Annotated in this window: 17 protein-coding genes; 9 read left to right on the top strand and 8 right to left on the bottom strand. The window is 62.6% G+C overall.

What is annotated here, in order from left to right; all coding sequences use genetic code 11:
• Positions 1-7 precede the first annotated feature (7 nt).
• Both PLJ71_14490 and PLJ71_14485 read right to left on the bottom strand, forming a co-directional pair.
• A complete protein-coding gene (locus PLJ71_14490; GenBank protein ID HQM49894.1) occupies positions 8-1,450 on the bottom strand; it encodes a transglutaminase-like domain-containing protein in 1,443 nt (480 codons plus the stop codon).
• Positions 1,451-1,688: 238 nt separating this feature from the next.
• The gene (locus PLJ71_14485; protein HQM49893.1) at positions 1,689-3,464 is read right to left on the bottom strand and encodes an HD domain-containing protein; all 1,776 of its coding nucleotides are present in this window, start codon (positions 3,462-3,464) and stop codon (positions 1,689-1,691) included.
• Between the two features lie 607 nt (positions 3,465-4,071).
• Here PLJ71_14485 and PLJ71_14480 point away from each other — a divergent pair.
• The 7 genes from PLJ71_14480 (at position 4,072) to PLJ71_14450 (ending at position 12,734) form a co-directional block, all read left to right on the top strand.
• Complete coding sequence (locus tag PLJ71_14480) at positions 4,072-5,115, top strand: AAA family ATPase (GenBank protein ID HQM49892.1); 1,044 nt, start codon at positions 4,072-4,074, stop codon at positions 5,113-5,115.
• An 86-nt stretch (positions 5,116-5,201) separates the two neighbouring features.
• Positions 5,202-6,941, top strand: coding sequence for a hypothetical protein (locus PLJ71_14475; GenBank protein ID HQM49891.1), 1,740 nt, complete (start codon positions 5,202-5,204; stop codon positions 6,939-6,941).
• Between the two features lie 7 nt (positions 6,942-6,948).
• Positions 6,949-9,120 (top strand): CpsD/CapB family tyrosine-protein kinase, encoded by a 2,172-nt coding sequence (locus PLJ71_14470; protein HQM49890.1) that lies wholly within the window; start codon positions 6,949-6,951, stop codon positions 9,118-9,120.
• Positions 9,121-9,396: 276 nt separating this feature from the next.
• Entirely contained in the window at positions 9,397-10,251 is an 855-nt protein-coding gene (locus tag PLJ71_14465) for an HDOD domain-containing protein (protein ID HQM49889.1), read from the top strand.
• 116 nt (positions 10,252-10,367) lie between these two features.
• A complete protein-coding gene (locus tag PLJ71_14460; GenBank protein HQM49888.1) occupies positions 10,368-11,240 on the top strand; it encodes a ThuA domain-containing protein in 873 nt (290 codons plus the stop codon).
• Between the two features lie 355 nt (positions 11,241-11,595).
• Positions 11,596-12,036 carry a GatB/YqeY domain-containing protein gene (locus tag PLJ71_14455; GenBank protein HQM49887.1) on the top strand — a complete coding sequence of 147 codons (441 nt, stop codon included), beginning with the start codon at positions 11,596-11,598 and terminating at the stop codon, positions 12,034-12,036.
• A gap of 20 nt (positions 12,037-12,056) precedes the next feature.
• Entirely contained in the window at positions 12,057-12,734 is a 678-nt protein-coding gene (locus tag PLJ71_14450) for a hypothetical protein (GenBank protein ID HQM49886.1), read from the top strand.
• A 26-nt stretch (positions 12,735-12,760) separates the two neighbouring features.
• Here the strand turns inward: PLJ71_14450 and PLJ71_14445 are convergent, their stop codons facing one another.
• A complete protein-coding gene (locus tag PLJ71_14445; protein ID HQM49885.1) occupies positions 12,761-13,738 on the bottom strand; it encodes an NAD-dependent epimerase/dehydratase family protein in 978 nt (325 codons plus the stop codon).
• Between the two features lie 185 nt (positions 13,739-13,923).
• Here PLJ71_14445 and PLJ71_14440 point away from each other — a divergent pair, with 185 nt between their 5' ends.
• Together PLJ71_14440 and PLJ71_14435 are read left to right on the top strand one after the other, a co-directional pair.
• On the top strand, positions 13,924-16,227 hold the full coding sequence (locus tag PLJ71_14440; GenBank protein HQM49884.1) for a hypothetical protein: 2,304 nt from the start codon (positions 13,924-13,926) through the stop codon (positions 16,225-16,227).
• A 15-nt stretch (positions 16,228-16,242) separates the two neighbouring features.
• Positions 16,243-17,136: a metallophosphoesterase gene (locus tag PLJ71_14435; GenBank protein HQM49883.1), complete on the top strand. Its 894-nt coding sequence runs from the start codon at positions 16,243-16,245 to the stop codon at positions 17,134-17,136.
• 129 nt (positions 17,137-17,265) lie between these two features.
• Here the strand turns inward: PLJ71_14435 and PLJ71_14430 are convergent, their stop codons facing one another.
• The 5 genes from PLJ71_14430 to cysS form a co-directional block, all read right to left on the bottom strand.
• Positions 17,266-18,000: a hypothetical protein gene (locus PLJ71_14430; protein HQM49882.1), complete on the bottom strand. Its 735-nt coding sequence runs from the start codon at positions 17,998-18,000 to the stop codon at positions 17,266-17,268.
• A 4-nt stretch (positions 18,001-18,004) separates the two neighbouring features.
• On the bottom strand, positions 18,005-18,628 hold the full coding sequence (locus PLJ71_14425; GenBank protein HQM49881.1) for a hypothetical protein: 624 nt from the start codon (positions 18,626-18,628) through the stop codon (positions 18,005-18,007).
• Positions 18,625-19,203, bottom strand: coding sequence for a sigma-70 family RNA polymerase sigma factor (locus PLJ71_14420; protein HQM49880.1), 579 nt, complete (start codon positions 19,201-19,203; stop codon positions 18,625-18,627). The genes PLJ71_14425 and PLJ71_14420 overlap by 4 nt, the downstream gene beginning before the upstream one ends.
• Positions 19,204-19,315: 112 nt before the next feature.
• A complete protein-coding gene (locus tag PLJ71_14415) occupies positions 19,316-19,711 on the bottom strand; it encodes a four helix bundle protein (GenBank protein HQM49879.1) in 396 nt (131 codons plus the stop codon).
• Between the two features lie 53 nt (positions 19,712-19,764).
• A complete protein-coding gene (cysS, locus tag PLJ71_14410; protein ID HQM49878.1) occupies positions 19,765-21,162 on the bottom strand; it encodes a cysteine--tRNA ligase in 1,398 nt (465 codons plus the stop codon).
• Positions 21,163-21,567: the final 405 nt, after the last annotated feature.

The following is a 21,567-nucleotide window of genomic DNA, read 5'->3' as shown; positions in this document are numbered from 1 at the left end:
GGCGTCATCAGCCCCCGGGGGCGACGTTCTCAGGCACTTGAACCTTGATCTGCCCGATGATGGGGATGAGTCTTGCCTGCTGAAACAGGTCGCCCTCGGCCAGTTTGATATGGGTCACGTCGGCAAGAGGCTGGTTGAAAGTGGGGTCCACATCGATCCACTTGCCGATCCAAACGGTCGCCCACTGATGAAAATAAAACCCCGGCCGGCCGTTGTCGACGTAGATCAGCCCGGCCACCTCCCGGGCGGGCAGGCCCGCCGCGCGCGCAAGACCGATGAACAGTACGCTGTGCTCGGTGCAGTCGCCCTCCATGTGCTCGAGCACCTCGAGGGTGTTGCTCAACTGGGCTGAAAACGTCGTGCGCACGTTCTCATACACCCAGTGGCACAGTTTCGTTGACACCTTCAGCGCGTTGGTCTCGTCCCCGGCGATCTCCTTGGCTTTATCGATGAGCTTGGGGTCCTCGCTTTGAATGAATAGCGACGGCTTCAGCCATTCCTGGACCGACGCGTCATGCACCGGAAGGGTCGCGGGCACAAAACCATCGAGCTCGATCAAATGCGCAGAGAATTCATAGGCCCCGTCCTTGTCTGCAAGATATTGCCGCTCGTCATTGAACAGATGGGCTTCCGTGAGCGGCCCGGTGAGGCGCAGTTTCAAAAACGGGCGCGCGCGCGCATTCTCGATAGGAGCGTCAATGAGGGCCGCGTTCGATACGATGACGTCGTTGCTGTAGTTGACGTCTTTCGCGATCTCCTCGGGTTCCAGCCGCGTGGTGATCAGTCCGGCCACCTCGTCTTCGAGAGTCGTGCCGTCTTCCGCGACGTAGGAAATCGAGTCGATCCCCATGTCCAGGAGCGTGTTCTTGATCTTATAGACCTTGGTGGGGACGCCGTCGAAGACGCGCTCCTCGATGGCGATCACCTTGCTTATGCCATCGATTTCCTTGCGGTACATCGGTTCGAAGATGCTGTAATGCAATTCGCTGCCGATTTCGCCGCCTTTGTGGATCAGCTCGATCTGTTTGAAGGCGTCCTGAAGGGATTCTCTCGGGCGGGGAAGTTCGACTTCGAGGGCCTCACCGCCCACGACGCTGCGCATAAGCAGCGAATCCCCCCTGACTACTGCGTCGAATTGAGATTCGCCGCTCAACGTCTCGACACGGGTCTTCACCTGGCTCAGGGCGCCGTCTTGCGCATACACGCGCTCGCTGAAAATGCGCATGTCCTGCTTAACGTTTTCCATCGTGATGTGGAACCGGGCATCTTCCGAAACCGTAACGCTGCCATCGCCGTTCTTCGCCACATCGTTGACGGCGTAACCCGATTTCTGGCCGGACATATACACCCCGTACCAGGTTTTGCCCAGCAGCGCCGAAATATCGAGTTCCTGCGCCGCCAGCAAGCGCGGAAAAAGACCTAGCGATACCATAAGAATCAACCGTTTCATTCGCATGTTCTCCGGAACAGCGTGTTTTCTGCGTCATGGCTCACGAAGTCCGCCACGGCGCACCCCGTCGCGGCCTCAGAGCATTGTACCTAATCCCCGTCCTTTATGGAATGTTCCCAACGGTGCACGAGAGGGTCACCGGCGCCAAATGAGTTCGCCTTGCCCCATCAAGAGAAGATACCCAACGGCCCGCGAACCGAAAGGAAATCACGCGCCTCCAATCGCCGGGCGCCAAGACTCATTCCCCACCGTCCGGGGCGTCCTGGCGGCTCCCATGGCGGCCGCGGGTGTTCGACGTGGTGGACGGCGCTTCGGAAGCAGGCAGCAGTTCGGCGAAGTATACCTCGTTCTGTTCACACAGCCGCAGGCGCCGGTGGCAAACGCCGCACTGAAACTCGGACCCCGGCTCCCCGCCTTCGGGCGCCGGAATATGCGTGCTGCAAAATGGACAGGCCACGCTCCGCTCGCCTTTGCCGTGTTCCTGAAGGATCGCGTCGACACTCCCCGAACGGTACGCCCGAACCATCGCGTCGACAATCTCGGGGTCGAACTGTGTGCCTTTGCCTTTCTCGAGTTCGGCCAGGGCGGCCTCGGGGTCCAGCCCTTTTCGGTACGGCCGGTTGCTGGTCATCGCGTCGAAGGTGTCGGCGACCGCGATGAGCCGCCCCTCAGCAGGGATATCGCCGCCGCTGAGACCGAAGGGATACCCCTGCCCGTCGTAGCGTTCGTGATGATACAGAGCATACGGGATAAGGGCCCTGAGGGCGGGCACATCCTGCATCATACGGGCGCCGCGTTCGGGGTGCACCTTCATCTTGGCGTATTCATCGCCGGTCAGGACCTTGGGTTTCCGCAAAATGGCGTCGTCGATGGCTATCTTACCAACATCGTGGAGCACGCCACCCATCTCGCACTCGCGCAGCTTCTCATCATCCCAGCCAAGCTCGCGGGCGATGGCCAGCGCGAAATTGGTGACGCGCCAGGTGTGGCCGACCGTATAGTGGTCACGCGCTTCGATGGCGTTCGCGGTCATAAGAAGGGTGCCTTGGTAGGCGCTCTCCAGTTTATCGACGTATTGCGCATTCTTGATGGCAATCGCCGCCGGACCCGCCAGCGCCACAAGCAATTCGAGGTCCCCCTCGGAGAACGCATTGGGCGTCCCGCGGGTGTCGACGTAGAGCACGCCCAGCTTTTCGCCCTGGTGCTGGAGGGGTGTGCACATGGCCGACGCGATATTCTGCAGAATGATGCTCTGGCCGCGGCCCAGGCGGCTGTCGTCCGCCGCGTCCAACGTAAGAATGGCCTCCCCATGATCCAAAGCCCTGTGCACGATCGTCGAACTGATGGTGACGTGTTCCTCGGGGCCCTTCCGCATATAAGCCGGTTCGAGGCGTCCGCTCGCAGCCTCGAACAGCAAAATGGCCCCGTTGTGCGCCGGCACGAGCCTGAAGATCTGGTCCATGACCTGCTCGAACAGCCTGTTAAGGTCCCGTTCGCTCGAAATGACCTGATTGGCGGCATACACGGCAGCCAATCGTTCCTGTGCCTGGCGCGCCTGGTCCACGGTCTGAGCCGCCTGCACCGCCCCCAGGAACGTTCGGTGCACGTTTTCCGCCGCGTGGGCGTGGACGTCCCCTTTGTCGGCCTCCTCGAATACGACGGTGGCCGGAGGCCGCGGGCCGGCCTCCTCGCTACTCTTGCTCTCGAAAACCAGCTCCACGGGACCGATCGATATCACATCCCCGTGAGCAAGGCGGTATTCCACGATGCGCTTGCCCCCGACAAACGTGCCGTTCCCGCTGCCAAGATCACGGAGCAGCGTGCCCAGCGCCGTTTGTTGGATCACCGCGTGTTTACGGGAGACCTGCAAATCGTTCAGCTGGAGCCCGCTGTCCGGACCGCGGCCGATGCTCAGAGCCCCGGTAATGGGACACGACAGACCCGTCAAGGGGCCGGATAGCACCTTGAGCGACTCCCGCTGCTGTGCCAGGGCGTCATATGCTTGTTTCACCATTCCATGCGTCCCCTGAAATCACACGAAGTCCGAACCAAGTGCGGGCTCTCCTTGCCTTTCCGCAGTTCATCGCTCCCGAGCGGCAGCAATGGCAGCGCCAAACCCGCTCACGCGAACCATAGACCTCCCAAAACTAGGCCAGGCACGTTTTCTACCATATATTGTGGTTTGGCGCAGGAACAGCACAACACTTGGCTTCGTGTCGCTTGACAGCTCCAAAGCCTTGGTCTAGAATAACATCCACTCGCCTGTTGGCGATACGTTACGCACTCCTGGCTGAAGCGCCAGACATCTTTGACCATGCGGACAGGTTATTCTCCGGCCGCGAATCTGCGTGATGCCGGAACGCCTGAGATACCGCCGCAGTGCCGTCGGAGTGGCAGGGGGATTGTACCGCGCCGGGCCGGGATGCACAAGAGGTTTGGTTCACCGGGTCAGTCTGAGAATGGGCATCGGCAGAGGGGAAATCCAGGCGGGTGCTCGCCTATAATGGCATCATGAATACTGGCAAGGGCGGCGCGGCGCCTGGCTCTTGGGGAAATGCCCGGCCCGGGGGGCGGATTCTGTGGTTCGCCGTGGATGCCCCCGCGGCATGAGATAGCACTACATGGAAGACATCGATTCATCGCAGGCGTTGTTAAGTTTCTTCGGGCTGCAGAAGCAGCCGTTTGCGGCAACGGCCGACCCGATGTATTTCTACGCCACGCGGGAACACAAGGAATGCCTGTTCCGCCTGTGGAACAGCATCGACGAGCGCAACGGCATTGCAGTCGTCCTTGGGCATTACGGCACCGGAAAGACGACCCTGCTGCGCAAGGTACTGTCGGGGATGCGCGCCAAACCCGACCGCTACAACGTAGCCGTAATCGGTTCTCCCATTCCCTCCTGGACCAGCTTCTCTCTCCTCGAGGGGATCGTCAGCCAGTTTGGACTCCAACCGGAACCCCGCTCGTTCGCAGCGTATATGGGGGCCCTCAACCAGTATCTCTTGAAGCATCATCAGCGCATCAACACGCTCGTGGTGGACGACGCCCAGAACCTCAACAAGCGCGGGCAACTCGAACTCCTTCGCCTGGTCCAGAATCTCGAGACCCCCCACCACAAGCTGCTCAATCTTGTGTTTTTCGCGCAATTGGAATGGCTGAACGTGTTGCGGGCCGCCCCCAATTTCTCCCAGCGCGTGAACACGTGCTTCAACCTCGGCTCGCTGAGTCTGGCCGAGACGCGCGGGCTTATCGATTTCCGATTGCGGCAGGCCGGAGCGGTGGGCGGACTGGCCCCCGTATTCGACGAAGGAGCAGTCAGGACGGTACACGCCTACGCGCAAGGCAGTCCCCGAGAAACGGTAACCGTATGCCGCAATGCGCTGTTGCTGGCGGCGCAGGTCCGTACACGGCAGGTCGGGCAGGCTATCATTCTGAACACGATTCGGAAGACCACCTTGCCCGACCCGGAACGGCATTCGCGGCTCTCGGCGGCGCTCCAGGAAGCGCCCGAAACCTCGAAGAGCGCCGTGACCCCGGAGGATGCGCCCGAACCGGAACGCTTTCCACCGCGGCACCGCGCACAGAGCGTGTTGCAGCAGCGCGCTAACCGGCTGCTTCTAAATGCTGAGGGAAATCGCGGCGACCTCTTCGCGGAAGAGCCGTGAGAGCGCGGCAGGGGAGTGGGGAATGATGCAGAAGCGCTTGCTGGCCCCGGCCGGCACGTACCTCTTCGGGTACTAGGATGACGGACATGGCATCGAGCAACGAACCCGAAAACCGGACCCCGCACGGCATCGACGAGCGCCTTGTCGAGGAGATGCAACGCATCGACAACGAATTCCTCGATGCCCTGAACGACAGGCGCCTCGAAAGCGGATTGCCCCAAGAGGAACAAGCCAGCGAAGAAGAATTCATCCGAATGTCCGGCTTGACCTACGGCGGCCGCGAGGAGACGGCCGGCAGTGTCCTGCGCCCGGAACCAGCACATGAATCCACGCCCCCCGAACCGCCCTTGAGCTTCTACGAAATAGGGATTGCAGACGTCGACGCCGGCATGACGCCCGGGGCCATCGAAGAGGACATGCCGCACGAGGCGGATGTGATCAGCGGCGTCGGCCAGCCTTCACCTGTCGAGGAATTGCGCGATATCATCACGGACCTGTCGCGCGGCGTCGCCCATTCGCAGGCGGCCAAGGAACCAGCCTCCGGGGCCGCCGGCGCCGGCCCTTCATTCGGCACGGAAGATATCATCGTGGTCGGCGAGCAGGCCGATTCTGACGGCATCCCGGACACCCCGCCTTCCCCTGCCCAGCGGGCTCCCCGTACCGAACCCGAACAAGCCAGCGAGTGCCCGGAAGGCCCCGCGGATGCTGGTTCGTTCGACCGCGCACCTTCGCGAGAACCCGATTTCAAGAAACAAGACCCGCCCGAGCTGGCAAAAGCCCAGGCGCTGCTCGAGGAATTGGAGTCCCAGCCGCGTTACGGCGAAGAAGATGATGATATCAAGGCGGAAGACACTCGCGGCGAGGCGGTTTCCCCGCAGGTCCCGAAAGCTCCCCCGGATGTCGTCCCCGCTGCGAAACAATCCGCTCGCATAGAGCCGGAGCCGCTCGGCCACGCCGATGTTCCCGCACAGCCCCTCCGGGAATCCCGCCCCGCCGCCACGCGGCCGGGCCGCTTCACCCGTTATGTCATCGCATTGGCGGTCCTGGGCGCACTGGCTCTGGGCGGGTACGAAGCGTGGGTCTTCGCGCGGCAACGGCTCAACAGCCCGGAGGCTCTGCTTTCCCAAGCGAGCCGGTCCGTCTCCCGCGGCGAATACGAGGCGGCAATGGAGCAATACGAACGCGTAGCGCAAGCGTTGCCGGCAAGCGTTCCTGACCGGGCCGAGGCCTTGTTCGCAGCCGCGTCCAGCGCGTTCGCGGCAGGCAACAACGCAGCCGGCGCCAAGGAGGCCGGACAAGCGGCCTTGCGGTTGCTCGAGCAGTTCCAGAAAGAGTTTCCGGGCCATGCGAAAACCGCCCGGGCGAAAACGATGCTCGGCATCATCTGCTTCAAACTCGGCCAGCCGAAACGGGCCATCGAAACGTTGCGCGACCCGGAACTGCTCTTGCGCGATCCGGGCGGCGCATTGGCCGCCTTGCGGACCCTCGCACGTGCCCACGCCAGACTGGGCGAGTATGACATGGCCCGAGAAGCCTCTCTGCAGGCGGCACGCCTTGACGGCAATTGCACGCCGGACCAGGATTACAGCGAGATCAGCCTCATGTACGAGAAACTCGCCGAATACTCGGAAATCCCGGAGGCCCGGCGCGAGTATCTCGAAACGGCGCTGCAACACTGGCGGCTTGCCGCTGACGTGCCGGGGCTCGATATGCTCCGCGAGGATGAGCTGCGGCAGCGAATCGCGTTGTTGGAATCCAAGCTGAAGGCGTGGGCGCCGCAACAATCCAAACAGGAAACGGCCCCGCCCAACAAGGGCGCCGGGTAATCACCACATGGCGAGTTCCGCATCCGACATCAACAAACAGATTCGCCGGCGAGACGGGAACACCCGCGGGTTCATTCAGAATGTTCTCCGCGGGCGGTGGTACATCGTGTTTGTGGCCACCGTTCTGGGCGCGCTGCTGTCTGGCGCGTTCGGAGCGATTCTATACAGCCGCCTGACGGTGTACGTGGCGGAAACAGAGTTTTCTGTCCAGCCGCCGGTGTGGGAGACGCTTCCCCTGAATCCAATTTCGGCTCCGCGCTCCCAAACCGTCAATCAGAACCCGCACATGATCGCGCCGGATGTCGTGAGAGCCCTGGTATGCCGCGACATGATCGACGGCGAAGCCTGGAACCGGCTCGCCACCGCCGAAGAATACCAGACCGCAGCCGATGACGTCTCGAAATCGCTCAGGATTGAATTCGACGGCACAACAAATGCGGTTTCCGTGACCTGCACGCGGCAGAACGAACGCGACGCCGCCGGCATTGCCGAGTTCGCCGCGCGCGCGCTGATCCAGAACGTTCGCAAGGAGCAGCTCGAAACGGGCCGCGAGAGACTCGCGCTGGTACAAGGCCAACTCGAGCGCACCGGGCGCGAAATCGAGGAACACGAGCGCGAGGAACGGCAGTCTGGCGTGACCGCAGCGGCCCCGCAGTATGACGAGAATGCCGCGCGGCCGGATACCCTGAACGAAGAGCTTGCCAAGACCCAGGCCGCGCGAGAACAATTCATGGCGCGCATGGAACGCCTCAAAACGCAATTCCAAAGCGACGGCATCGAATTGCCGCAGCCCTTGCGACAGACCGCCGACGGCGCCGTCGCAGACTCGCTCAAAGAGATGGACAAACTGGTCGCCGAAGAGCTCAACCTGGCTATTCTGCGTCCCGACGATCGGTTGGCCTGCCTCGAGTTGTTCGACCAGGTCACGGACAGGAAGCGCGAGATTCTGGAGGCAACGGAACAACTCGGTTACGGAAGCGAGGCCGGCAGCGAGACCGAACGGAAGCTCTACGGCCTCACCCACCAGTACCGTCAGCTTGAACTCGAGATCATTGCACTCGATACCCGCATGGCTGCCATCCAAACGTTGATGGAACAGCCCCCCGGGGACCTCACCGAACCTGCGGGGCCCAACCCTGAAGTCCAGCAGATGGCAGGCGCGCTCGAAAACAGCCGGGGCGAGTTTGACACACTGCGAAACACCGAATCGAAGATACGCGCGGCGCTGGACCGCGGTGAGTGCGGGTTGTCGCGGCGGACGCCCGTGCGCGTGCACTCGATGCGCACGAAAAACATAAACCTTGCCGCCATCATCGCCGCCGGCGCCGCGGCCGGTCTGCTCGCCGGCATCGGCGCGGCCTTGCTCCTCAAGATGAACGATGCCTCCTTCAAAACCGCCCAGGACGTGACGGAACACCTCGGCCTCGACGTCATCGGCACTATCCCCTGCAGCCGCGTCGACAGAAGACGCCGGGCAGGCAGGAAAGCGCCAGACGCCGAAGAAGATGAATCGGACACGTTCATCGCCTCGCTGCACGCTCCGAAATCCCCGGGAGCTGAAGCGTACCGTGCGCTGCGTACACGGTTTCAGTTGGCCACGATTCAGCGGAAGCCGCGGACCGTCCTCGTGACCAGCGCCCTGCCCGCCGAGGGCAAGACAACCACCGCCATCAACATGGCCGTCACGTTCGCGGAAAGCGGGTTGCGGGTCCTTCTTGTCGACGCCGACCTGCGCCGCCCCAATGTGCACCGCGTCCTCGGGATGGAAGACAGACCCGGTTTGGCGGACCTGCTCCGCGAAGAGCTTGACCCCCACGCGATCATCCGCCCAACTCGTATCGAGAACCTGTGGATGGCCCCGAGCGGGCAAACCCCGCCTAATCCCTCCGAACTTATCGGCTCGGACAAGATGCGCCAGCTCATGCGCGACTTGCGCGAAGAATTCGATCTGGTGCTGTGCGACGCCCCGTCCATCCTCGTCGTCACGGACCCGGTGCTGCTGGCAAAATGCGTCGATACCGTGGTGCTGGTGCTCTCGCCCAGGTACGCGCGGCGGGAAACCGTCACACGGGCCAAGAAATTCCTCGAGACGGCCAACGCCAACATCGCCGGCGCGGTGCTCAACGGTCTGACTAAACGCCGCCGAGACCATTACCATCAGTATTGTTGCGCGGATTGAATGCCGGGAGCGAATGCGCCATTCCCCGCTGCAAGATGCGGCGGGAACGGGACCGATTGTTCTCTACCGTACTGTGCGTCGTGCACAACGTGGCCCATGCCGTCGCGGTGGGGGCGCGCCCGCGCCCGCATGCGCTCGGCCCCCGCGCAAGCCTGCCGGTTGACAGCATCCTGATAAGCCTTTATAATTTCACTACTTGGCATTCTTCTCGGAGCGTTTCTTGAGGTGCCTCTGAGCCGGGTCGTTCAAAATCCCTGGGGAGCAGGGAGGAACTCCATGCGAGACCGCGTAGACGCGATTACCGAAATCGCAACGTTGCCCGACGTTTTGGCCCGGATCATCAGCGTTGTGCAGGATGAAAGCACGACCGCGCTCGACCTTGCCGACGAAATTGCAAGAGACCAAGCCCTCGCCATGCGCGTGCTTCGCGTGGTGAATTCCAGTTTTTATGGTTTTCCGAGGTCCATTCGAAGCATTCCTGAAGCCGTCGTCATTCTGGGTTTCAACGAGATCGAGCGTCTGGCGCTCACCATCTCCGTCATCAACCTGTTCGGCAAGAGCCCGGCACAAGTGCGCTCACTCCATAACCTCTGGCGCCACAGCTTGGCGTGTTCCCTTGCGGCAGGCACCATGGAACAGCATTTTCGCCGGCAACATCCCGAGATCGCCGGGGCCCACTTGGCGGGATTGTTGCACGACATCGGCAAGGCCGTGATCGCGCAGTATTTCCAGGAGGACGCAGTTCGCGTCATCAACCTTGTTGAAACGTCAGGATGTTCTGTGTACGAGGCCGAATACGAAGTCTTCGCAGGCGTCACGCACTGCGAAGTCGGCGCATGGGTGGCCGAACGGTGGAACCTTCCCCGCGAGTTGGTCGAAAGCATCGGCGGACATCACCGCCCGCTCGACGTGCCGGGGGATCCGATACTGCCTCATGCCACGCACCTTGCCAACACCCTGGTCAACATGATGGGGATCGGGGCACTGAACGACCAGCCGCAGGCCCTGCCGCCCCATCCGGAAACACTCGAACGCCTCCCTCTGGATGAAACGCTGATGACGCGTATTCAGGAGCGGCTCGAAAAACAGCGGGGCCTGCTGGGCGCCGTGGCGATGGGCGCGCTGAGTTGATTCTTGGCCTGTTCCCAGCGGAGCGGGCCTGGGTGCAGATAGAAGCCGATTGTGCAACGTCGGGTGCGGGGCCGTATCTTGAAACCATGCCCCGCAGGTCCGGAAGGAGAAATGTCATGGCCGCGCGGAATGCATTTGTTGCTGCCCTTGTTGTCCTGGGTTGTTCACTCTCATTCGCCGGGGAAAGCCCCGCACCGAAAAACGTTCTCTTCCTGGTCACTTCGGAGGCCTTTGCTCACGGCCCAACGGTCGCGCAGGGCGACAAACCATGCCTGGCGGAGCAGGTATTACGCCCCCTTCTCGATGCGATGGGCGCCAAGCTCACGGTGACCTACGACGCCAGCACCATCAACGCCGAAAACCTCAAGAACTACGACATCGTCATGTTTTATACCCAGGGGGACCTGACAAAGCCCAACAAGACCGGCACGCCGGTGATGGGGCCCAACGGCCAGGCTGAGCTGATCCAGTGGCTCGAAAACGGCGGCCGCTTTCTCGGATTCCACTCGGCCACGGACACGTTTCGCGGCGAGGGAGAGGACGTTACTCCGTACATCGCCATGATCGGCGCCGAATTCATGGGCCACGGCAAACAGTTCGTGGGCAAGGTGAAAGCCGTCGACCCCAACCACCCGGTCATGGCCCACATCCCCGACGGCCTGGAGCTCAACGAGGAATGGTATTGCTTCCGCAAGTTCAACGAGGACGCCATCCACGTACTCGCCCTCATGGACCCTGGCCCGGAACGCGCAAAACAGGAAATGTACAACATCGAGCCTTACCCCGTCGTCTGGGTGCGGACCATCGAAAAGGGCCGCGTATACTTCACCGCATTGGGCCACCGGGAGGACGTCTGGGAAAGCGAGCGGTTCAAGCAGTCCATTGTCGATGCTGTCCACTGGCTCATGAGCACTGACGACCCACAGGCCCAACCCAACTACAAACAGGCCGTCCCGGCCGCGAAATCGGCCGAAACCCCCGGCCACTAGGCAAGAGGCTCAAGGCCCGGACGAGACGCTGTCCAGAGGCCGGCACGCGCCCCGCGTGCCGCGCCCCGGGGAGCCGAAACCCCAAATCCCAGGACCCCTGAAGGGGCGAGCTGGAAAGCGCTCATGCTCTTCATGGACGCAGAGCGCCCTTTCAGAGTTCTTTCTGGCTCCTCCTTCTTCGCCTTCCCGGCCGCGGGTTTGGAGCCGTCCGCCCGCTTGGCGGTCCCCAATCTCGCGTACCGTTGCAATTCTGAAACGCACGCGCTAGATTGGATTTGGTTAAGGATGTTTCTGACGCAACGCGGCGGCGCCGTAGAGAGCCCCGTGCCGTTTGCCAGGAAAAAGGAACACGCGGATGACCATCAAGGAACGCATCCAGGACGAGATGAAGTCGGCCATGAAAAACAAGAACATGGAGCGCCTCGAGTGCCTGCGCATGTTGAAGGCCGCCGTCATGCTGAAAGAGAAGGAAACCGGCAAGGCCGTGTCCGATGAGGATGCAATGACCGCATTGCGTTCGGAGATTCGTAAACGTCAACAGACCATCGATGTATTGCGTGAGCACGGCAAGGAGGTGGAAACCGCGGCAACCGAGCGCGAGATTGCCGTCATCGAGGAGTTCTTGCCGCGACAGTTGAGTGCCGGCGAACTCGAGGCGAGGGTGCGCGCTTACCTGGCGGACCACCCCGACATCAATCATGCGGGCAAGCTCACGGGTATCCTGAAGAAGGAATTGGGGGAAGCGGCCGACGGCAAGGTTCTGAACGACGTCTGCCGGAAGGTGCTTGGCGCATAGCAGGCGCAAGGAAATACGTGATGCGAAAGGCTGGGCTTGTCATTGCGCTGGCGGCGGCCCTCGCTTTCCTCGCGGCGGCGGGATGCGAGAAAACGCCGGGGCATACTGTCAAGCCCGCACCGCGAGAGTCCGTCGTGACAAGCGCAGCGCCGGGCCCGGATGGCAAACCCGCCGCGGAACCCGCGCAAGCACAGAAAATCCCCTTGGCCGTTCCGCACCGGGGGACGCTCAATATTCCGCTACCCGAGGGTATGGAGGCGAAACCGTCCGATCCGGGGGTGGCCGGTGCCGCTTCGCTACGGTTCGAAGCATCGGAGCCCCAACCGTACATCATCACCGTGACCATCCTGGGTGAACCGGGCATGATGCCGGGATTTGGAAGCGACTCGTGGTTCGGGGAGGAACTCGCGCGCTGGAAAACTGGTTTGCCTGGCCCGGCAGCCGCGGCCGAAGCCGTCCCCCTCGAGTTCGAGCTTGAGAATGTCCGCGGCATGTACCTCACGCTCGAGGATTCATCACCCGAGCCGGGGAAATACCCTTACCTGCTGCAGGGATTCTTCAACGTTGACGGCTGCATCGTGTCGTTCCAGGCCCTTCATGCCGTTCCGCGCGCGTCGGCCGCCAACCGTTTTCTGGCGCTGCTTGTGGGGGCCGAGTGGGAACCCGAATCCGAGCCTGGGCCCGCGCCGGTTTCGTGAACTCCCGGCCAGGCCGGGCCCGCCCGTCAGGCTTCTTGGCGCGCGTCGAACCACGCCAGGGTATCGGAGATGGTGTTCTCGAGGGGCCGCGGCGCGTACCCGAGTTCCCGGCTCGCTTTCTCATGGCTGACGAGCCGGTGATGGCGCAAAGCCCGTAACGACGCCAGAGTCATGCGCGGTTTCGATTTGGTAAGACGCGCCCACAGGAGCGTAAACGGCACCCCTCCATACGCCGCCCAGAGAGGCAACTCGAGCTTCGGGACGCGCGCGCGGGTCGTGCGCGCGATCTCCGCGGCGATGTCGGCCAGGGTGGCGTACGTCCCGCCGAGTATGTACCGTGCGCCGGCCGCGGCATGACCCGCGGCGCGAACAGCGGCATCCGCCACGTCTCGTGCATCAACCCAATTGAATCCTCCCCGCAAAAGAACCGGAAACCGTCCCGCCCGCAGGTCTATCAAGACACGCCCCATGGCGGACGGCTCGTAGTCGTGAGGACCGATGACTCCCGTGGGATTGAGTATTACGGCGTCCAGTCCGTCGTCGATGGCCGAACGCACGAGCTGTTCCGCGGCGGCTTTCGATCGGTCATACGGCAGTGTATCCTCATGAATGCACAATGGCCGGCTCTCGTCAATGGGCTCGCGGCGGGGATACGACGAATAGGCATGAATCGAGCTGAAATACACGAGCCGCTGCACGTTGCAGGCTCTGCATGCCGCGGCCACGTTGCGGGTGCCCTCGACGTTGACCCGGTGGGCCACGGGATCGCTTGTGCGGCGCAGCGTGATCATGGCCGCCAGGTGGTACACGATATCCGCACCCCCGAAGGCGTCGCGGAGGGAAGCCGGCTCGAGCACGTTCCCCGGGATTTCGCGAATATCGAGGCCCTTCAGCGAAGGAGAATCCTCATATGCCAGAACCGTGACCTTCTCCCCGTCGTGAAGAAGCCGGCGGACAAGGTTTGCCCCCAAATGCCCCGATGCCCCTGTAATGGTCACGTTCATGCGGCGTATCTGCTCCCTGTTCCACAAGAGATTTCCTTACAATAGTGGTTCCGGCAGGCAAATACAACGCCGCGCAATGGCCAGGGACCAGCCGGACGGGCATGCCCTCCTGAGCCTCCCCCTTTAATTCAGAACACAATCACGATATGCTCAAGCGTAATCCAAGCGCGAAGGAGGGCGCGGCCATGTGCATGTTGCTGCTTTCGGTGTTCGGGATGGCGGTAGAGACGCCGGACCTTGTGTGGCTGGACGCGTACGAGCTCCGGGGCGGACCGGTGACCTTGCCGCGCGCCGCCACCTACACGGTATGGCTGTGGGCCGATGGCGCGTCCGCGGCACAGGCCTCGATAGGCGGCGCGACGTTCCAGGCCCCGGAAAGCGCTCCTCACAAAGGCGTCTTTCGCTGGGTGAAGGCAGGCGAGGCCCCGTTGCCCGCGGGCGCCGCCGCGATCAGTCTCGAAGGCGACATCGCCTCAGTGGCGCTGAGCGCGAACGCGGCATTCGAGCCCGAGAAGGCTCAGGCCCATATGCGTGTGTTCGAGCAACCCGAAACACCCATCGACGGCCGCTACGATATCCGCCGAGACACCGACGCCACCTTTATCATGACCTCTTTCGATTCGCGCAAAGCCTGGGAAACCTATGCGGCGGACCTGCGGCGCACAATCCTCGTCTCTTCGGGGCTTTGGCCCATGCCGGAACGCACGCCCCTCAATGCGCACATCGAACCGGCCGCCGAACACGATGACTACATCATTGAAAAGGTGTATTTCGAGTCCCGCCCGGGCGTGCTGGTGACCGGCAACCTCTATCGCCCGAAAGGCGGCGGCCCGTTTCCCGGTGTAGCATGCCCGCACGGGCATTGGGAACACGGACGCCTTGAGGACAGTGCCCGCGGCTCGGTTCCGGCGCGCTGCATCACCCTCGCCCGCATGGGCATCGTGGTCTTCAGTTACGACATGGTCGGCTACGTCGACAGCCTCCAGTTTCCCGACCACCGCTGGGACGAGCCCGTCCACAAGCTCTATGGTTTGCACCCCTTCGCGTTCCAGTTGTGGAACAGCCTGCGGGTGATCGACTTCCTCGCGGCCCTGCCCTACGTAGACGCGGATAATCTGGCGTGCACCGGCGCCTCGGGCGGCGGTACCCAGACCTTCGCGGTCCAGGCCATCGAGCCCCGCATCAAAGTGAGCGCGCCCGTCAACATGATCTCTCACACCATGCAGGGCGGCTGCATGTGTGAAAACGCCCCAATCCTCCGCATGAAGGCGTCAAACATGGAGATCGGCGCACTCATGGCTCCCCGGCCGATGGTGATGGTCTCGACCTCGGGCGATTGGACCAAACTGACTCCGCGGGTCGAGTTTCCGGCCATTCGCGGCATCTACGCGCTCTACGACGCGGCCGGCCGGCTCGAGAATCACCATTTCGACTATCATCACAACTACAACCAGGACAGCCGCACCGCAATGTACCGCTTCTTCGGCAAGTGGGTGCTCGGGCAACCCGAAAAATACGCGGAATTCACCGAGCCCCCGTATGAGAAGGAGCCCGACGAGGTGCTGCGGGTCTTTCCAGACGGCAAATTGCCCGAAGGATTCGGCATGCAGGAAACATTCATGCCGCAGGTGATCGAAACGGCACGCGAAAAATGCGCCGCGGTGCTGCCGAAGTCCCCCGGGGACCGCGAGTCTTTCCGCACCGGGTACGGGATCGCTCTATTCGACATCATGGGCCTGGTGGTGCCCGACTCCGCCGCCGTGACCGCCCGGCTGATTGCCCAGACCAAGGCCAGCAGCTACGAACTCGAGCGGCTCATTATCTGGCGGCCGGACGCGAACCAGGCCATCCCCGCGCTGTTGTACAAGCCGCTGGCCGCACCGACGGGGGCTGTATTGGCTGTACACGGGCGCGGCAAAGCGGCTCTGGCCGACCCGGTTACGGGGGGACCCGGCGCACTCACTCAAAAACTGCTGGCTGAAGGCAACGCGGTCCTTTGCATCGATACGTTTCTCACCGGCGAGTTCCAGGAGCCCCGCAAAGGGTCCGAGCGCAAGGTATACAAGTTCCCCGACACGTTCCTGCCGACGGATACCGCCTGCCGGATTCAGGACATCGTGACGGCCGCCGTCTTTCTGCGCAACAGGGTCGGCGCGCCTCTGACCGTTACCGCTTTGGGCAACGCAGGGGTGTTGGCGTTGTTCGCCGCCGCGGCGGACCCCGCCATCGCCAAGGTGATAGCCGACGCCGGAGACTTCGACCCGCGGAGCGATGCTCAGTGGCTCGAGAAATACTACATGCCGTGCATCCGGTCCGTGGGCGATCTGAATACGGCCGCGGCCATGATCGCGCCGCGGCCTGTCGAGCTGCTCAATTGCGCCGATGCTGAAGCATGGCGCAATTTCGCAACGGCCTATGCCAGCGCGGCTGGGCCGGAAGGAGTGCTCGCGATGACCGGGACCGCCGGTTCCATCGCCTCTGGTTCGTAGCAAGGATTCGTACGCATGGGCACGCCGGGCACAGACGCCGTCCGCGACCGGTTGCTCCATATCGCCGACCTTCATTTCTGGTCGGTCGTGTGGAACCCCTTGGCTCTGGCTAATAAACGGCTTCTTGGCAATCTCAACGTGCTCTTTCGCCGGGGCCGGCACTTCCTCATGGCGCGAGCCGAACCCTTTGCGGATTACGCGGCATCGCTCGGGACCCCTGCCGTGCTGTTGACGGGAGATTTCACGTCGACTTCGACCGAGACCGAATTTCGTATGGCTAGGGGATTTGTCGACGGGCTGGTGCGGCGCGGCCTCGAGGTGACGCTGATCCCGGGCAATCACGACGTTTACACGTTCCGGGCGGCGCGCGAGGGGCGGTTCGAGTATTACTTCGGGCTTTACCTCCCGCCGGAAGGCTATCCGGCGGCGCAGAAGTTGCGCGGCGGCACGTCGCTGGTACTGGTCCCAACCGTGTGCCCGAATCTGGTTTCGTCCGCGGGCCATATCTCCGCGGCGGACGTCGCCGCCACGGAAGCCCTGTTGCGACAAGCCTCAGACCCCGTCATCGTGGGCGCGCACTATCCCGTCATGCATGAGACGGATGCGTACGCCAGCAGCCGGAACCGGCGGTTGCGCCACGCCGAAGACCTGCGCCGGGCCTTGGGCCAATGCGGCAAACGGGTGCTTTATGTCGCCGGACACGTCCACCGCTTCAGCTACACGCGGGACCCGGAATTTCCCAACGTATTCCACCTTTCCACGGGCGCGTTCTTTTATCACCATCCCCGGAAGAACTGCTTTGGTGAACTCAGTGAGATTGCCGTCACCGCAAGCGGGTTCCGCGTTCGCCGCCACATCTACCGTAACGACGCGTGGGAACAGCAAGAGGGATGTCCGCCCGGACGGTAAGCGGGTCCGCGACCGGCAAGGGCACCGATGGAATGCGGCACAGCGGCCCATCGACGTAACGCCCGCCGGAACGGCCCTTCCCGATGTGCTCGCTTGACGGCGTCCCGGGTCTTGCCGGTTCTTCGCGGCCTATTCCTGCTCGGGCGGTTCGGGTGCGGGCGCTTGCTGTAGGGGCTGTCCCTCAACGCCGCGGCGTGCGCCCGGGCGGCCTTCGGCCGCGCCGCGTCCGCCACCAAACCTCTCGCGCGGGGTGGGTCCGGCGGGTCCGCCGCGGCGAAACGGGCCATCCTCGCGCATGACCGGCTCACCCATCCGCTCTCCGCGCTGTTCGCGGAATTGCTCTCTGGCTTTCTCGATAAGGGTGCGCATGCGCTTGTCAAAATCGCCCATGAACAGGTATAGCTTGGCTCTCTGTGCGGGGGTTAGCCCGGCGGAGGCGCGCTCGAACGCGTCGAACCGTTTCATGAGCGATTCCTTGTCTCTGGCAACGAGTTCGTCGAGCTTTTTCTGAATCTGGTCTTCGGGGGCGCTGGCATTCACCAATTCCCGCAGCGCTTTCCCAAGTTCCTGGCGTTCCCTTTGGATTCTGCCCGTTTCTTCTTTTACCTCGCTGAATTGCCGCACCAGCACGACGGCTTGTTCGTCGTTGAGGCCCAGTTCCTGCGTCAACCGCACCATACGGACCATTTCGACCAGAGAACGGATGTCGGCTTCACTCATGCGCTTGAGTTCGTCCATCAGGGGTCTTGCGGCATGCTCGGCGCGCGGCGGCGAAGGCGGCGCCGCCGGCGGCTGGGCAGCCGCGCTCCATGTCATCAGAACGGACGCCGTTGCAGCAACAACCAGCAGCAGTGCGTGTCTCATGAATCTAACCCTCCATCGCATATGCGACCAGCAATTCACGGAAGACGGCTTCTTCCTCTGCACTGAGTTCCTCTATCAGAACGTCAAGCTCGGCTTCCGCGTCCATGACGGCGGCCATTTCGTCGAGCGTGGAGGCGGCGGTATCGTCCCATGAATCATCGGCGCCAGCCTCTCCATACCCCTGGTCCCACAACTCGAAGGCGTCCGGGGCGGCCGCCATGCGCTCGACCAAGGCCGCATCCAGCATTTCGGGATCGATTTCGTTCCATTTTCGCAAATCGTTCGCGGCCGGCCAGGTCCCGGGTTCGGGCCGGGTCTGCGTGGCGAAATAGACGGTTCCCAGCACCACCACCACCGCGGCAGCGGCCGCCAACGGCAACACAAGCGGCATCCACCGGCGATGGCGGCTGAGGCGTTCCTCGCGCACTCCGGCCAGCACGCGCGTAGCGAATTCGGGCGCGACATCCGGCAGAGGCAACGAACGGAGCGCCTTCGATTGCGATTGAAGGATCTCGAAGCGGCGGCGCACGTCCGGCTCGCCCTCGAGCAGGCGTTCCACCGCTTCGGGATCCTCGCTTTCACCATCGAGGTGAGCCGATAGCAGCTCGTTGATTTCTTCCTGCTTCATATCTCGTCTCCCCCGAGTTCCAACAACTGGATTCGGAGTTGCTCGCGTGCACGGGCAAGGCGGCTCTTGACCGTACCCTTGCGGCATTTCGTCACTGCCGCAATCGCCTCGTAATCAAGGCCGTTCAGTTCGCGAAGCACCAGGACTTCGCGATGCTCCGGCGACACCCCCTCGAGCGCCCGTTCGAGCATCGTCTCGATCTCGTGAAGCCGCGCCCGGTGTTCCGGGCTGTTGGCCGGGTCGCGAACCGGTTGTTGCGCCGCATCTTCACTGGTCAGCGAACACGTCTTGCCACGGCCCCGCCGGCCGGCATCGCGGAGGAAGTTCAGCGTCAGGTTGCGGGCGATCCCGAACAGGGCGGTAGAAAATTTCGCCTCGGGACGGAGCCCAGCCAGATACCGGTACACGCGGATGAAACTGTCCTGCGCAAGGTCCTCGGCGTCATCTCGCGAACCCACCATGCGCTGACAGAACGCCACCACGCCCTGCTGATACCGCCGCACCAGGCGCGCAAAGGCCTGGTCATCGCCGGTGCGCGCGAGCGCGACGAGTTCCCAATCGGAGGGTTCGTTCATTCGCCGGTCGACCTTGACCACACTGGATAGAACACCAACGTTTGCACGAAGTTCCGCACACTTCTCCCGGAGAGGTTTGGAAACGGCCGCATGGCCCCCTGATTGTCTTAACTTATTGTCTCGACTCGCGTTCGGCGTCCTGACGCAGACGGACGATGAGGCCGGCGAGTTCCTCCTGCAGTGCCGCGGCCTCCTCGATGAGGGGCCGCAGCGCGGGTTCGGCGGCCATCTGGATGCCTTTGAGCAAATGGAGCAGAAACGCCATTTCGCGCGTGGTACGGCGGGCGGCTACCAGCTTGCTTACCTGGGTTTTCGGCGTGCTGTGGACCACCGCTTCAGACACGTCTACGCCGAAATCCGTTGCCGCGACGATGATTCGGTCAGCAAGCGCCTGGGGCAGTTCCGGCTCGATCTGCCGCACCAGCTCAACCACGGACAAGGTGAGCCGAAAGGACCGCTGCTCGACATCATGAAGAGCCTGCACCCCCTGCAACCGTGAGGTTCGCATCACCTTGCCCTCCCGCGCAATCCGGCGTCACGCAATCCGCCCGGATTGCACCATTAGATCCTCTTCACACGGGGACCGTCGGGCGTATCTTCGACGACCCACCCCATTCCGTTCAGGATATCGCGGATCTCGTCGGCGCGGGAAAAGTCTTTCTCGCGACGCACCCGCTGCCGCTCGTTCACCAGCTCAAGCACTTCCTGCGGCGCCGCTCCGGCTTCCTTCTCGGGGAAAAGCCCGCACACGGCGTCTAGCCGGTCCAGCAGCGCCAACGCCTTTTCTGCCCCCGCCTTGCCCAGGCAGTCCCCGTCAATCAATTTGTTGGTGTCCCGGACGAAGTCAAAGATCACCGCCAACGCCGCCGAGATGTTCAGATCGTCGTCCAGCGCCGCTCCAAAGGCTTTCTCGCACGCGGCGGTCTCTTCAACCAGCTCGGCGCCGTCGCCGGCCACTTCCCTGAGCCGCAAACGGAAATCCTGGATCCGCCGCACCGACTGGGCGGCCGCTTCGAGACCGTCGAAGGTGAAGTTGCTGGGTTCCCGATAATGGGTTGACGACAACACCCAGCGAATCGCCAGGGGGTCGTAACCTTTGTCGAGCAAATCGCGAAGGGTGTACGTGTTGCCATAGGATTTCGCCATCTTGCGGCCTTCGACCTGAAGATGGCCCGCATGAAGCCAGTATTTCACAAAGGGTTTGCCCGTCGCGGCCTCGGACTGCGCGATCTCGTTCTCATGATGTGGGAACACCAGATCGATCCCCCCGCAGTGGATATCGAACGTGTCGCCGAGGTATTTACGGCTCATGCACGAGCACTCGATGTGCCATCCCGGCCGCCCCTTCCCCAGCTCCGTGTCCCAGAAAATGTCGCCGTCGTCCTCGTCCCAGGCTTTCCAGAGGGCGAAATCGCGGGCGTCGTCGGTTTCGTATTCGTCGGAGTCGATGCGGCCGTCGGCATTGGCCTTCAGCGCGTCGATATCAAACCCGCTGAGCTTGCCGTAATTGCTGAACGACGAGAGGCGGAAATAAATGCTGCCATCGACTTCATAGGTGTGGCCATGCTCGCGCAACGTCTTGATGAACTCGACCATATCCGGGACCGTTTCGGTCGCCCGCGGCATCACGTGAGGACGCAGGATGCGGAGGGTGTCCATATCCTCCAGAAACGCCTTTGTATACCGGCCGGTCAGCGACTCCAGCGATTCGCCCGTCTCGCGGCAGGCCCGGATAATCTTGTCCTCGACGTCCGTCACGTTCATCACGTGAGTAACCGCATATCCGCGGTACTCGAGGTGCCGCCGGAGCAGGTCCTCGAACAGAAACGTCCGCAAGTTCCCGATATGGGCATAGTTGTACACCGTCGGGCCGCAGGTGTAGACACCTGCCTTGCCTTCCTGCAACGGCACAAACTCGTCTTTCCTCCGCGTCAGAGTGTTGAAGAAACTAATACTCATCAAGCTCGCTTTCGTTGTGACGTAACTCTCCCGCAACCCGTCCCGGCTGCCGGAATTCTAGCGTTACCGGTGAAAGCAGTTCAAACAGGAGACCGCGCATCAGGCCGTTCAGGCTGGCCAAGGCGCTCCGAAAGGACCGGTAGGACCCAATCAGAACATGCTGCGCGGAGCTGCCAAACGAATTCGTGAACCTCCCAGTCGCCTCCGGATAATAGGAAGCAATGCAACATGAACACGCTGGCATTCGCGGCACGGGGCCGGAGTTCAACACACCCATGAGGGTCAGACAAGACCGGCCCGGCACATCGCCTGTGAGCGCCAACCGGGGCCAACGAACCGAACGGCACCCGGTTTCGTTGGCGCTTACCAGGCGATTTGGCGAATCCGCGTCTCGCCGATTCAGAT

The organism is Candidatus Hydrogenedentota bacterium (assembly GCA_035416745.1).
GTDB lineage: Bacteria > Hydrogenedentota > Hydrogenedentia > Hydrogenedentales > SLHB01 > UBA2224.
The sequence above is the reverse complement of the archived record's forward strand: the minus strand, read 5'-3'. Positions and strand labels throughout refer to the sequence as shown.